The sequence below is a fragment of the Parapedobacter sp. 2B3 genome (assembly GCF_041925275.1).
GTDB classification, from domain to species: domain Bacteria; phylum Bacteroidota; class Bacteroidia; order Sphingobacteriales; family Sphingobacteriaceae; genus Parapedobacter; species Parapedobacter pyrenivorans_A.
Genome location: NZ_JBHEUZ010000011.1, coordinates 87,270 through 102,610, shown reverse-complemented (window position 1 = coordinate 102,610; position 15,341 = coordinate 87,270). Strand labels below are relative to the sequence as shown.

Annotated in this window: 3 protein-coding genes; all 3 read left to right on the top strand. The window is 53.1% G+C overall.

Going from position 1 to position 15,341, the window contains the following annotated elements; translation table 11 throughout:
- Positions 1–12: 12 nt before the first annotated feature.
- Complete coding sequence (locus ACEVG1_RS13530; protein WP_374744274.1) at positions 13–2,028, top strand: ATP-binding protein; 2,016 nt, start codon at positions 13–15, stop codon at positions 2,026–2,028.
- On the top strand, positions 2,025–2,750 hold the full coding sequence (locus tag ACEVG1_RS13525) for a LytR/AlgR family response regulator transcription factor (RefSeq protein WP_374744273.1): 726 nt from the start codon (positions 2,025–2,027) through the stop codon (positions 2,748–2,750). Before ACEVG1_RS13530 ends, ACEVG1_RS13525 begins: the two co-directional genes overlap by 4 nt.
- A gap of 141 nt (positions 2,751–2,891) precedes the next feature.
- A complete protein-coding gene (locus tag ACEVG1_RS13520) occupies positions 2,892–15,335 on the top strand; it encodes a fibronectin type III domain-containing protein (protein ID WP_374744272.1) in 12,444 nt (4,147 codons plus the stop codon).
- The last annotated feature ends 6 nt before the right edge of the window (positions 15,336–15,341 follow it).

Below are 15,341 nucleotides of genomic sequence, written 5' to 3'. Positions count from 1 at the left end.
CATTAAACGGCTATGAAGCAAGCTAAAGAACGCGCACTGCCCGGTAGCTTAGGGTTAGGGGTGTTGATCGTGCTCTTGGTCACCGGTTGTTTTTCGGGTGCTAACAAACGCGGGCTTGGTGCCTCGGCCGATACCACGCTCGAATATGGGGCTTCGATGGCCTTGCTTAGGGAAGAAATCCAAACCTTGGACTCGTTGTATGAAGCAGGAAGCATGGTGTCGATGGAAAACGGTATCCAACGACTGCTGCAACGCGAACAGGAGGGGGCAGGAGGGCTGGGGGCCGACGAACATGTATGGTTATATGAATCGATTGGTGAGTTCCATTATCGCCTTGGGAACCTGACCGAAGCGCAGCATTACAATGCAGTGGCGATTTCGCGGCTGGATTCCGTTAAAGACAGTGATTTAAAGATAAAGGTGTGGAACAACCGCGCGCTTATCGAGAGCGATTTGGGTAACTATGAAACCGCGCTTGAATATCTATTTGAATCGATGTATAGTTACGGAAGCGATACCGTGAATCACGCGTTTATCGATTTATATAATAATATTGGGACCGTATACGGGGCCAGCGGAGAGTATGAACTCGCCATCCATTATTTCGATAAGCATTTTAAACTGGCAAATACGCTTGGATTAGAAGAGGAGTTCGGGTATTACCATGGCAATGTGGGGCACGTGTATTACATCATGGGTCAGATCGAGCGGAGCGTATCCCATTTGAAGGAATCGAAGGCTACTTTTGCCAAACACGGCCAATTCAAAGAAGAATTGCACATCAATACCTTATTGGCTTCCAATTATATAGCATTAGGGAGTTTGGATGATGCCGGGCGTTTGCTCCAAGGAAACCTTGAAACGGCGGAAAGCAGGCAACTGTGGGAGATTTATATGGAGACGGCCATCAGCCTGTTTGAATTCTATATTGCCAAAGGCGACGAGCCGGCCGCTTTTGCAGCGATGAGACGCGGGTTGGCAAAAGTACACGTCACCAACACCACCCGTTTGCAGCTGAAAATGTACGACAGGATGGTCGATTATTACAGAGATGTAGGCGACTTTGCGAATGCATTCGCTTGTCTACGGCGTAGAATCAATGTCCAGGACAGCCTGCTCGAAGTCTCTCAAACGGAGCTGATGCGTGAATTTTCGGTGAAATACGAAGCCGATCGCAAGAGCGACCAGATCGCGCGCCTGAACACGATGAATGCAGCGGAGAGACGTGCCAAGGCGGCTTACTTTATCGGTTTGATGTGCGTGATTGGCGTGTTGCTGGTCATTTTCTTCTTGCTGCGGCGAATTTCAATGCAAAAACGTACCCTAGAGGAAGCAAACCGGACAAAGGATCGGCTGTTTTCCATCATTGCGCACGACCTTCGCAGCCCGATGATTGCACTTCGAGGCATGGGCGATCTACTAAACCATTACATCGATAAGGAAAACGAACAAAAGCTATCGGAACTCGGTGAAAAAACGCAGAAAACACTTACGCATATCAATCACCTGCTGGATAACCTACTCAACTGGGCCGTTGCCAACAGTGACTGGATAGGCTATCGCCCGGTTGAACAAGAGGTCCGGTCGCTGGTGGAGGAGGCATTGTCCGTACACAGGGCTGGTGCAGATGCCAAGTCGCTACGATTGGAGACCAAACTCAGTCCGGCACACGTTTTCGTTGACCTGAATATGGCAGCTTCCGTCTTACGGAACGTCGTTTCGAACGCGGTTAAGTATTCACCTGACGGTGGCAAGGTGACCGTGGTTGGTTCGTGCGTGGATGACTTTTACGTGGTCCGTATTGGTGATGAAGGCCCAGGAATCCCTGAGGAGATTATCCAACGGCTTCAGCAACACGGGCGAACGTCGGTTGCCGGCGGCGGCAACGAAGGTGTCGGGTTGGGGTTGCAGCTGGCCATGCAATTTGCCGCAGCGAATCGTGGAAAAGTGGTCGTCGGCAATGGGAAAAAAGGCGCATTAGTGGAAATTTGGTTACCTTTGAAGCAACTAACGGCGCTTACAAGATGAATGTATTCATAGTTGAAGACGAAGACCTATATGCCGACCAACTGGTGATGTTGGTTGAGCGTGCCGGCCATACCGTTTGCGGGATAGCGACCAACGCGGAAGAAGCCCTGCGGTTATTCGAAAAAAGCGATGCGGATATGGCACTCATCGATATCAATCTTGCGGGCGAGATGGATGGCTTGGAACTGGGAAAATGGTTGAAGCGGTTTAAGGACGATATACTCATTATCTTTATCACTGCCCATTACGCAGATGTTGAATACTTCGAAAGGGCCAAACAGCTTTCGGCTTACGCATTTTTGAAAAAGCCTATTGACGTGACGGATTTGTTGCGTACCATCGAACTGGCCTTCCAGTACAACACCACGCAGGCCGACATCGGCACCCAGGGTCATATGCACGACCATCACACCTTGCTGGTGAAAATTAAAGCAAAGTACATCAAGATTGACCAAAACGACATTACCCATATCGCTGCCGAGGACAAGTACTGCTCCATCCACCTCAAAGACGGAACGGTGTACCTGGAACGGATTTCACTCAACGAGTTGAACAAAAAGCTGTCCCCGCGACTATTTGCCCGGACCCACCGGAGCTACATTGTTAACCTAAACAATGTACAGGAAACCGATACGGCCGAATTTACCATCAAAGTCAGCGGCCACCGTGTCCCGCTTGGAGATACCTACAAAACATATTTTTTGAAGAAGTTCGGAGCCTAGCGGTGAGAATCTTACCGGTTCGCGCCGTTATTCATCCCGTTCACGACATTTTTCCCCGCCCATTTTATTTTTTCATTTCATTTGTTGCCTATAAGGAAACCGATAGCCGGTTTCCGAGCCGTATCTACCATTATGGGCGTTATGAAAAGAAAAGTACTACCTCGCCACTTCTATTGTTCCTCGTTGCTGCCACGTGCGGCAAAGCGGATTACCGGCTTTATCGGTTTGCTGCTATTGATGAGCGCGAACGTGTTTGGGCAGCCTTTTCCATACCCATACCCTACGGTAGACTTTACAAATACGATTGAACCCATAACGAGGGTGTCGGTCGGCAGCATAGATAATAGAACAGACGGGCATACCTACGGTGCTCCCGGGCTGGAGGATTTTACACATTTATCTACAAACGTCCAACCGGGAGAAACGATCGGTATCGAGCTGGAAGGTAATACCGACGGGGAATGGACGAATTATTTTACCGTCTTCATCGACTGGAACCAAAATGGCCACCTCGATAATTTCGGTGAAATCTATGAAATCGGGTCTATCAGAAATTCAACCGGCAACGATAACAAACGGGCTACAGGAGACATTTCGGTGCCGCTAGGAGCACTAGAAGGCTATACCCGTATGCGGGTCATAAAAAACTACAACAGTTCTCCGAGCGATCCAGGAGGTACATATAGTTACGGACAAGCCGAGGATTATACACTTGTCGTGGGTGCGCCTTCAGCATGCCAGCGCCCCAATGGCTTTTCCGTCGTGGATATCAGCCCATCTTCCGTTAATCTTTCATGGGTAGGCGACGGTGGTACTTTTGAAATCAAGTGGGGAGCTGCCGGTTTTGATGTCGATAATGAAGGCTTACTGGTGACCGATATTACTGCGACAACTCAACGAATATCCGGATTGACGGCCGGTACTGGTTACCATGCTTACGTTCGTCGCAATTGCGATACGGAAGGATATAGCGATTGGGTCGGGCCTGTTGTGTGTTTGCCCGGCTATTATTATACCGCCGGTGACATTCCAACCCGGCATACGTATAGCCCCGGTGTTGGAAGTGATTTCTGTGCCCCCGAACCTACGCTGACCATCGAAGTGCCCATAGGCTATCAACTCTCGGGGCTTACTGTCAAATACGACATGGTAGCCCGAAACAGCGCCTGGAAAAGCGAGCAAGCATCGATACTCTACTCGACAACATTGGGTGTAGGCGAAGAAAGTGTGACGTTTGGCACCGATGAGTCGGCAGGGATGCAAAGTTATAGCCGTTCGGTCAGCTTTGCCGATGGGGCTACCGGTGACGTTACGTTTGCACTCCGGACTTGGCGGACCTGGGACGGAGGGGAAGGTAGCGGCCCATGCAATACCTATTACAATTATGTTCCCAGCGGCTCGTGGCAGTTGATTCCCGAATTCGAGCCATTGCCGTCTTGTTTGTTTACTTCCGGTTTGGTGGTTGGTAGCATTTCGCGGCACGGGGCGACGGTTTCCTGGGAAGCCGCTGGCCTATCGACGGAAGTGTACGAATATTACTACGCCACGACAAACACCCCGCCGGATGCCGCAACACGACCAAGTGGCGAAGCCGACAATAGCTTCGTGGATCTGTCTGATCTTGATATGGGCACCACGTATTACTTCTGGGTGCGTGCCAGCTGCGGAGATGGCGACTACAGTAACTGGGTGGGTACGTCGTTTACCACATCAGCACCTTGGTCAGAGCGGTTCGATACGGCATATTATTACGAATTGCCCGCAGGATGGCAGTCGCCTAGCGAGGATTGGACCGTCGACCGAAGAGAATCACTGCTTGATGCAGAAACTTATTTTGTCAACACCTATTTCTCTAACGGGGAATCGAGGTTTATGATTACGAATACCATCGGGCCGGTAGAAACGGGGGATGTATTCACGTTTATCTATCGAAATGCGTATTATAATTTACCCTACGCGGCAGCCCCGGCTGGTTCGTTCGAGGTTACCGTTGCCATATCGACGGATGGGGGGGAGACATTCCACGAAGAGGACCGCATTATAACCGACGGTGCGCGCGGTTGGCAGCCGTTCATGCTCAACATGAATGCCTATGCCGGAGAGGCGGTTCAACTCCGTATCGGCGTGGAAGCAATTGGCGAGATCTACTCGTATTCTTTTGGACTCGACAATTTTTACGTTGGTCCGCCCCAATGCCCGCAGCCATTGAACCCATCGGTTTCGGCAGTTACCCCAACCAGTGCCGTGATTTCATGGAGCGAACCCCTCAACATACCGGAAGGGGGCTATCAATACTATTATGCGGAAACGGCTATACCGCCTACGGCCGCAACCGATGTTTCCGGAACGGCCACATCCACTTCGGCCAGCCTATCCGATTTATCGCCCGGCGAACGGTACTACTTTTGGGTACGCGCAGTATGCGGCGAAGGCGTATACGGTGCGTGGAGCATTGCCGGTACATTTGGCACCGAATTGGAACTATCCAGCCCATGGGCTGAAGACTTCGATGCATCGACCGCAGCCCCGCCGGGTTGGGAGACGGCCCATTGGCAGGTGAATGCCGGAAGCGACATCCTCAATTCGGATGGAAATATCGTTTATTCGTCGTTGTCGAACAGTGCGGGTAACTGGAATAAAACGCTTACGACTCCCAATATCCGTGTGGAAGCGGGGGATGTACTCTCCTTCCTGTACGCAACCAAGGATGATTTCTTCAGCGGAAATCCAGCCGAAGGCCGCTTCACCGTCAGTATTTCTGAAGACTATGGCGCGCATTATACGGATATCAAAACGGTTACGCTCAATAGTACAGAAACCTGGCGGTTGTTTAGCTATGCGCTGGGCGATTATGAAGGAAAGCACGTTAAGGTACGCATCGTTGCCGAGTATAGGGCTTGGAGTTATCAAGTCGGATTTGACCAATTCCGTGTGGGCCCGTCGTCGGACTGCCCCGTGGTGGGTGCCGTGTCGGCTACAACCGTGGGGTATACGGGCGCGATGGTGGAGTGGGAGGATACGGGTACCGACTACGAATACTACCTTGTGGATAGCAATACGCCCCCCAATGTGTACACGGGTAGCTATGAACGTGCGTCGGATACACAGGTGCGTTTTGATGATTTAGAAGAAAGTAAAACCTATTATTTCTGGATCCGGACATATTGCGATGACGATAGCCATGGCGAATGGGGACCGTTGGCGATATTTACCACACCAACGCGGGTAAGCACACCGTGGACTGAAGACTTCCTGACCGAGGGTGCGCCGCAAGGATGGGAGATAACCGGATGGCAGGTTGGAATGAATCCATATTTTTCCGAACTGGACGGAAATGCGATATATAAAGAACTGTATTACAATTTCGATGTTGGCCAACGCACGTTTACCACGTTACATGTGGGAGAGGTGCAGCCGGACAACCAATTGTCTTTCCGTTATCAACTGACCACATACATCAACACACCCCCCGAAGCCGGATCGGGGAATTTTACCGTCGCCATTGCTACCGATATCGGAGGCCCTTACACCGATATTGGAACGGTTGAAAATAACGGAATCGGCGGCTGGCAGGAATTCTCCTATCCATTGGATGATTATGTGGGCGAGACCATCCAGGTGCGCATTGTCGCGACGTGGTCCGTTGGCACTTACCTCATCGCTTTCGACGATTTCTGGGTGGGTTCGGGGACCGACTGCGCCACCCTAACTGGATTGGTAGCGTCGGATATCACGGCGAATAGCGCAACGCTCACTTGGAACGAACCTGCTGTCGTGCCAGCGGGATATGATTATTACCTGGCTACCGACGAAACAATACCCGATGCCGCCGCCGAACCATCGGGGAGCATTTCACTGCCCGAGGTGGAATTGACCGACCTGGCTCCTGGGCAAACGTATTATTGGTGGGTGCGGGCCGTCTGTGCAGAAGATGCGCCGGGCGCTTGGAGTGCGCAGCAATCGTTCACCACGGTGCAGGTTACACCGACTCCATGGCTGGAAGGGTTTTCATCCGCGGCCACACCGGCAGATTGGGAAATTAATGGATGGTACATCGGCAATCACGATGACATCGACGGAGGTGCAGGGTACCTGCTTTATTATAATTTGTATTCCAGTGACCCCAGTGCCCAGTTCACGACATCGGACGTGGGCATTATCCAAACAGGGGATGAATTGTCGTTCCGGTTTAAGCTGGTTAATTATTCTGCGCCAGAAAGCGCCCCCGGACCAAGAACAGGCGATTTTGAACTTAAGATATCGACGGATTTCGGCGACAGCTATGCAAGTTTGTTGGCCGTACCGAACGACGGTACGACGGGATGGCAATACCTGCGGTTGGATTTGTCCGACTATGCAGGAGAAGCCATACGTATCCAGGTGGATGCCGCGCAAGAAGGGACGGCAGATTACTACCTGGCCTTTGACGATTTCTATGTCGGGCCACCGCCTTCTTGCCCGCCTGTTGTCGGTATAGCCGTTTCCGAGCAGACGACCACATCCGCCAGGATTTCGTGGGATGAACCGGGCGATATCCCGGCCAATGGTTATAGCTACTACATATCCACATGGAGTACAGCGCCGACGGAAAGCACAGTTGGTCAAAACATCGAACAGCCGGTTGTGGTGTTAGGAGATTTGATCCCTGCAACAACGTACTACGTTTGGGTGCGGGCGGAGTGTGCAGATGACGATTCAGGCAGTTGGGGCGCATCCGCTTCCTTTACCACTGGCCGGATATATTATGTACGGGAAGGGGCACCGGGGACCGGTGATTCTTGGGCCGATGCATCTGGCGTTTTGCAAGAAGTGATCGATGTCGCCAGCCCCGGAAGCGAGGTCTGGGTGGCCGGCGGCACCTATCGCCCAGAAACAGATACGGGGATGCCGCCGAGGGGTTTTGAAATGAAAAGTGGTGTAGCCGTTTATGGTGGTTTCCCTGCCGGTGGCGGGGATTGGACCCAGCGTGACTGGCGGGAAAACCAGACGGTCCTCAAAAAGCATCTCACGGAAGAACTTCCCATTGTGAGTGGTTATAGCGTTGACAACACCGCTATACTTGACGGTTTTATCATCACGGAAGGGAATACGTCCCGAGGTGGTGGGATTTACAATTGGAGTGCCTCGCCAACCTTCCGGGACCTGGAGATTAACGGCAATAAGGCGCTTTGGGGCGGCGGCGTATATAATAGCGATGGAAGTGCACCCCGGTTTATCAACGTCGCGATTACCCACAACGAAAGTAGCTATGCGGGGGCAGGAATGAGCAATATGGACACCGGCGACCCCATCATCCTTACCAATGTGGTAATCAGTAACAATAAAACCGGCAATGGCTATAACGGTGGCGCCATGGAAAATACAGACGCTTCCCTGATCTTAACCAATGTCACGATTGCCGGCAACACATCGGGAAACAGCGCAGTTTACAATGACAATTCGACCCTGGTTGTCAGGAATACAATCGCGTGGGGCAATAGCAACGGGAATGCTCCTATTAACGGCATCCGTCAGGGCGGAGCCGGAAATGTGGTGACCGTTGATTACAGTCTCGTGGAAGGCCTGACTACCGCCGGAAGCAGGGGTAACATTGACGGAGATACCGACCCCGGTTTCCTCAGCGCCGGAGCCGGAGATTACAGACTGCGGGAATCCAGCCCGGTCATCGATGCGGGTAATGACGGTTATTTTGCACCCGATGCCGAGCCGGACTTGTCGGACATCGACGTCGATGTGGCAGGTAATCCACGGTTTTACGAAGGCAGCACCATAGATTTAGGTGCTTACGAATACAACGAAAATCAACCACCCTTGCCTATCACTATCCGTTACGTCAAAACGGTTACAAATGGCGGTGCGTCGGGAAATAATGGCTTGGATTGGGAAACGGCTTCCAGCAACCTTCAAGCAATGATTGATGCATCTATGGAGGGAGATGAAGTCTGGGTAGCGGCTGGAGATTATCATGCGGTTTACTATGATAGGCCACATATCACGTTTGTGCTGAAAGAAGGCGTAGCCGTGTATGGCGGATTTCCAGCCAATGGTGGTGATGAGAATCAGCGCGATTGGAAGGCGAACGAAACTGCCCTCATCGGGTATGGCGGGGGCGGGTATCCGGTCATATCCAACGATAACCTCACTGCCCGGACGATACTGGATGGTTTTATTATCCAGGGAGGTGATACAGATCGGGGCGGTGGAATTTATAATTGGAACGCATCACCCACGCTTAGGAATTTGTGGATTAAGGATAACCTGGCTACCTGGGGTGGCGGAATCTACAACACGGACGCATCCTCACCGGAAATCACGGATGTGGAAATCAGCGATAATACCGTTGAATATTCGGGTGGTGGAATGCTCAATGGTGAAGGTTCCAGCCCGATACTTACCCGGGTCGTTATCCGGGATAATACCGTGACCGACTTGCCTACGGAAGACGGGGTAGCCGGTGGCGGTGGAATTTTTCATCAGAGCAGCGGAACGTTGAAACTCACGGAAGTAACCGTCACCGACAATACATCGAATAGCGACGCCGGCGGGATTTATCTGGCCGATGAAGCACCAGCGTTGTACTTGGAAAATTGCCATATCCTTGGAAACACCGCTCAGCGATATGGAGGGGGGCTTTACATACACCAAGCCAGCACAGCCGCAACCCTGGTCAATACGGTTATCGGGGATAACCAAGCACTGCGAGGCGGCGGTATCTACAATGATGGCAACCTGATTCTCCTTAATGCAACGCTAGGCGCCAACAAAGCGACCAATGGCGGTGGCTTGTACCACGCGCGCGAAGCGGCAGCGGCGGAAATTGGAAATAGCATCGTTAGCGGTAACTACAAAGCTGATGGGGTAACCGCAGACAATGTGTATAACGCTGAATCAGGGGAATCTACGCGCAAATACACGAACAGTTTGATCACCGGGAGCGGCGGTAGCGGGTCGGGGACATGGAACGAAACCTATGGTGCCGATGGTGGTGGCAACGTGGAAGGGGATGCAGACTTTGTGAGTACGGACAGGACATCCGTAGATTACCTCTGGCTCAGCGCTTGCAGCCCGGCGCTTGATAGCGGAAGCGACGAGCTTTACGAAAATGGTGACCATAATTTAGCGCTCGATTCGGATGCAGCAGGTAACCCGCGATGGTATGGCGGTAGCATTGATATGGGCGCATTCGAACGACAGCTACCACCGAGCAATACAGTGGCTTTTCCTACTGCCGGCACGTATGGAATCGGACAGACACTCACCTTTGAAGTGACTTTCAGTGCACCGGTTTCCGTAACCGGAACGCCGTATATCCCACTCATCGTGGGCGGGCAAAACAGGAAAGCTAGCTTTGAATCTGGTTCAGCGTCCAATAAGTTGAAGTTCCAATATCAAATAGTAGAAGAGGATGAAGATACCGAAGGTATTGGCATGGCATCCGCCATTGCATTAGATGGGGGAGAAATAATATACACCGATAGTGAGGAGGATGCCGACCTTATCCTATGCGGCAACGTAGAAGTGGGGACGCTAATCGATGGCGTTAAACCTGAATTGACCGTCGTTTCCATCGCTTCCGACAATACAGCCGACGTCACTTTGGCCAAGCCCGGCGACGAAATCACATTGACGTTTATCGCCGATGAAGCCATCGGTTTGCCCACAGTTACTATTGCGGGAAATCCGGCGACAGTCAGCGCGTTGGATGATGATGACGAGGTACCCCACAGTTGGCAAGCCAACTATACCATGACGGCCGATGATGAAGAAGGGAGCATTGCATTTACCATCAATTATGAAGATATGGCGGGTAACGGGGGCGAAATTGTTGCGGCGACAACGGATGAAAGCACGGTAATCTTTGATAAAACCCCACCCCAGACACCGTCGTTGCTGGCTGTTGAACGCGGGGACGGGAAGCTGGTCCTTAGCTGGGATGCCAATACGGAACCAGACTTTGCGCTATATCGGCTTTACATGGGTACGGCCGCAGATGACTTAAGCGAAACCGTAGCGATCACAGATATAGTCACCACCAGCTACGCGCATGACGATTTAGCTAACGGCACGGAATATCATTACCGCATCGCGGCGGTCGATCAAGCGGGAAATGAAAGCGAATGGAGTGACATTTTAAGTGAAATACCGATGGCGTCCCAGACCATTTCCTTCGACGTGTTGGACGATAAGGTTTATGGTGATGAGCCTTTCGCATTATCAGCTACCGCCACATCCGGGCTAGCGGTGCAGTTTGAAAGTAGTGATAATAGGGTTGCATCGATTGGTGACGACGGTGTGACCGTAACGATTCGAAGTGCAGGAACGGTTACGATTACCGCTACCCAACCGGGGAACACAGCGTTTGAACCGGCGATAGCCGTACCACAAGAACTGGTCATTACAAAAGCCAAGCCGGTGATCGCGTGGGCCAGCCCTGCGGCCATCACCTATGGCACGGCCTTAGACGATACGCAACTGAACGCGACAGCCGATGTAGCCGGTCTGTTTACCTATTCCCCCGAAGCGGGCACGGTGCTGGAAGCCGGCACCGGCCACCCGCTTACGGTCACATTCACACCAGAAGATACGGATAACTACGAGGCAGCGACGGCGGAAGTGACAATCGATGTACGGAAAGCCACGCCGGTGCTCACGTGGGCAGCACCCGCGGCCATCACGTACGGTACGGCACTGGACGAAACCCAACTGAACGCGACAGCCGATGTAGCCGGGCTGTTTACCTATTCCCCCGCGGCGGGCACGGTACTGGAAGCCGGCACCAGCCACCCGATTACGGTCACATTCGCACCAGAAGATACGGATAACTACGAGGCAGCGACGGCGGAAGTGACAATCGATGTACGGAAAGCCACGCCGGTGCTCACGTGGGCAGCACCCGCGGCCATCACCTACGGTACGGCTTTGGATGATACCCAATTGAATGCAACAGCCGATGTAGCTGGGCTGTTTACCTATTCCCCCGCGGCGGGCACGGTGCTGGAATCCGGCATCGGCCACCCGCTTGCGGTTACATTCACACCGGAAGATACGGACAACTACGAATCGGCAACGGCGGAAGTAACAATCGATGTACGGAAGGCCCCGCCGTTGATCACGTGGCCCGACCCCGTCGCCATCACGTACGGTACGGCCTTAGACGATACGCAACTGAACGCGACAGCCGATGTAGCCGGGCTGTTTACCTATTCCCCCGCGGCGGGCACGGTGCTGGAATCCGGCACCGGCCACCCGCTTGCGGTTACATTCACACCGGAAGATACGGACAACTACGAATCGGCAACGGCGGAAGTAACAATCGATGTACGGAAGGCCCCGCCGTTGATCACGTGGCCCGACCCCGTCGCCATCACGTACGGTACGGCCTTAGACGATACGCAACTGAACGCGACAGCCGATGTAGCCGGGCTGTTTACCTATTCCCCCGCGGCGGGCACGGTGCTGGAATCCGGCACCGGCCACCCGCTTGCGGTCACCTTCACACCGGATGATACGGACAACTACGAGCCGGTGACAGCCGAAGTAACGATAGACGTAAAGAAAGCCACGCCTGTGGTTACGTGGGCGGTCCCAGCGGCCATCACGTACGGCACGGCCCTGGACGAAACCCAACTGAATGCGGCAGCCGATGTAGCCGGGCTGTTTACCTATTCCCCTGCGGCGGGCACGGTGCTGGAAGCTGGCACCGGCCACCCGCTCACAGTCACCTTCATACCGGCCGATACGGACAATTATGAATCGGTCACTGCCGAAGCGACGATTGACGTACTTAAGGCGACGCCGATCATCACGTGGGCCAGCCCCGCCGCCATCACGTACGGTACGGCCTTGGACGATACGCAACTGAACGCGGAAGCTGACGTTGATGGGCTGTTTACCTATTCCCCCGCGGCGGGCACGGTGCTGGAATCCGGCACCGGCCACCGGCTTACGGTCACATTCACACCGGCCGATACGGACAATTACGAGCCGGTGACAGCCGAGGTAACGATAGACGTAAAGAAAGCCACACCTGTGGTTACGTGGGTGGTCCCAGCGGCCATCACGTATGGCATGGCCCTGGACAAAAAGCAACTGAACGCGACAGCCGATGTAGCCGGGCTGTTTACCTATTCCCCCGCGGCGGGCACGGTACTGGAAGCTGGCACCAGCCACCCGCTCACGGCTATGTTCGTGCCGGATGACACAAATAACTACGAGCCGGTGACGGCAGACCAAATAGTAGCGGTACACCCACGTTCCATCACATTGATTGCGGAGGCACAGGAAAAGGTCTACGGTGACGACGATCCCGAGGACTATGCATATATGCTTGGTGACGGGTCAACGCTGGCCGTGACTGATAACCTCGGCGACATCGTTTCAAGTACCACCCGTGAAGCCGGTGAAGGTGTGGGGAGTTACTCGTTCTTTCTTGAACTCAATGGCGCCAAAGCAGCGAATTATGATATTATCGTTGATGCCAATAACAACACGTTTACAATCACACCCAAGTCGCTCACTATTTCGTTGAGCGCGACCCCGGAAGTCAAGAAAACATACGACGGCACGCTCCATGCCGAACTTTCAGCCGGAAACTACCGGGTGCATGGCGTATTGGGGGATGATGACGTATACGTTTCCGGTTCTGCAAGTTATGAGCAAACGGAGGCTGGCGAAAATATTCCCGTATGGGTTAGGGACTTCGTGTTGCATGGCGCGGATGCTATTCATTACGTAGTAGAAACAGCAAGCGCTGAGACCGTTGGTCGTATTGTCTGGGGAGCGGTAGGAGAACCGACCAACCTTTCCGCCTCAGCGGGCGATAAACAGGTCGCCCTAAGTTGGCAGTCACCGCCCGACAATGGGCAGCCGGTAATGCAGTACGTCATCCAATTTTCGCCCGACAATGGCGAGACCTGGGTAGTGGCTGATCGGATACCCGCTGCCCTCACCCAAGCGATTATCGTCGGCCTGCAGAACAATCGTCCCTATGATTTTCGCGTAGCTGCGGCAAATGATACGGGGACTGGACCATTCGGTGAACGTATCGCGGGAGTCGTACCCAAAGCACCTGTTCTCAATGAAGGGAAACTACCTGACCCACCATTCAGCGAAGCCAATGTTATCACCAATGGTGAGGTAGAGACGGTAACACTCGAGGTTGTGGATTCGGAATATTTGAGGTTAAGCAGTGGAGATTTTGAGTTTAAGTTGGCCACAATGGGTGTCAACGGCAACCGGATACCCATTTCGGAAATAGATGCCATCATTCGCATGGTTCGTGGGACAAATACAAGTGTGTACGTCAGCGGCAGCGGTTTCGAACCGGGGACGGTAATTACGGTATATGTGTTTTCCGATCCCCAGCTGCTGGGGTATATCGATGTGCGCCCGGATGGATCTTTCGAAGGCAGCTTGTTACTTCCAAACAACCTGGCGATCGGTAGGCACACTATCCAGGCAAACGGAATTGTTGCCGGCGGCGGGGTTGAGCGTTCCGTGTCACTAGGTATGCTGGTGGTAGCTAATAGGCCTCAAGACATTTATTTCGATACCTTGGGTGACGTGTCTTACGGGCAAAATCCGATTTTATTGAATGCCACGAGCAGCAGCGGATTGGAGGTTACCTATACCGTTACTGACCCCGAAGGGAAACCTACAGCACGCGCAACCATCGAGCATGGCAACGAACTGCATATCCGCGGGGCAGGCGATGTATTGATCACGGCAACGCAATCCGGTAACGGGGAATACGCGGCGGCAACTCCGGTTGCTCGTCCGCTCCACGTTTCGCGGGCGATGCTGGATGTTTCCGTTGCCGACGCGAGCCGTGTCTATGGCGAGGACGACCCCGTGTTTGAGTTACGGTATAGCGGTTTTGTAAACAACGACGATGTCTCATCATTGGCACGCCAGCCTGAAGCGAGGAGTGAAGCTACATCGGCAAGCGCGCCGGGAACGTACGCTGTTTCAATGGCAGGCGGCATATCGGATAATTACCTGTTCAGGTACCATGCAGCTACCTTGACCATTACGAAGGCCCATCAGGTCATAAACTTCAACGCGCCGGCCGCGGAAATAGACCGTGCCGCCGGTAGTATTCCGTTGGACGTACATGCAACCAGCGGACTCCCGGTTACCTTAGCGGTGGATAATATGCTGGCCGCCACGTTGACGGGAACCACCCTGCATGTCCATCGCTTGGGCACGGTCCAAATCACTGCGACACAGGCGGGCGATTCGAATTACCTGCCGGCTGACCCGGTTACGGTAACGGTGCGCATTATCGACCCATCGGCAAATCTCCCCATTCGTGTCCACCAAGCGGTGTCGCCAAATGGCGATGGGATCAACGAATGGTTAATCATAGAGGGTATCCGCGATTACCCGGAGAACCGGGTTACCGTAGTGAGTCGCAATGGTACCGTATTGTGGGAGGCTAGCGGTTATGACAACGACAAAGTCGCATTCCGCGGCGTCAGTACCGGTCAGTTGAAACTACCTGCCGGTACCTATTTTTACATCATCGAAGTGAAAGTCCATGGGAAATGGGAACATCAAAAGGGATATTTCGTCTTGCGGTATTAGCGAACA